The organism is Microbispora sp. NBRC 16548 (assembly GCF_030268985.1).
Taxonomy (GTDB): Bacteria; Actinomycetota; Actinomycetes; order Streptosporangiales; family Streptosporangiaceae; genus Microbispora; species Microbispora catharanthi.
Map to the genome: position 1 here is coordinate 1 of NZ_BSSF01000084.1, position 425 is coordinate 425.

Here is a 425-nt window from a genome sequence, read left to right on the forward strand (position 1 = left end):
TGTCCGCCGACGACCAGACGCGCCAGTCCTTCATGGTGAAGTACGTCGATCCGTCCTCGTCGTGTCCGGTGTAGAGGTAGACCCGGCCGTTGTAGACCAGCGGCGCCGGGTCGGCGGTGTAGATGGTCTGCACGATCGGGTTGTCCGCCCGGGCCGCGCCGGCCGGGAGCAACGCCAGCACGCACAGCAGGCCCACCATCCAGGCGACCGTGCGCCTGGATAAGAGGTGGCCGCTATTCAGAAGTGCCATGTGCACAATGCCCTTCTGCTGATCACTCCCGCTCAGACGCGGGTCCATTTCTGGTTGTTCTGGCCGTTGCAGGTCCAGATGATGACCTTGCTGCCGTTGGCGGTGCCGTTGTTGTACACGTCGAGGCACTTGTTCGCGCCGACGGCGGTGATGCTCCCGTCGGAGTTGAGGCGCC

At 64.7% G+C, this 425-nt stretch carries 1 protein-coding gene and 1 pseudogene; both read right to left on the reverse strand.

Annotation, left to right across the window (positions count from 1 at the left end; translation table 11 throughout):
- Positions 1-250: pseudogene (locus QSK36_RS43125) on the reverse strand (hypothetical protein); the annotation flags it as partial.
- 32 nt (positions 251-282) lie between these two features.
- Positions 283-425, reverse strand: a 143-nt coding sequence (locus QSK36_RS43130; protein ID WP_352241957.1) for an RICIN domain-containing protein, incomplete at its 5' end; no start/stop codon positions are given.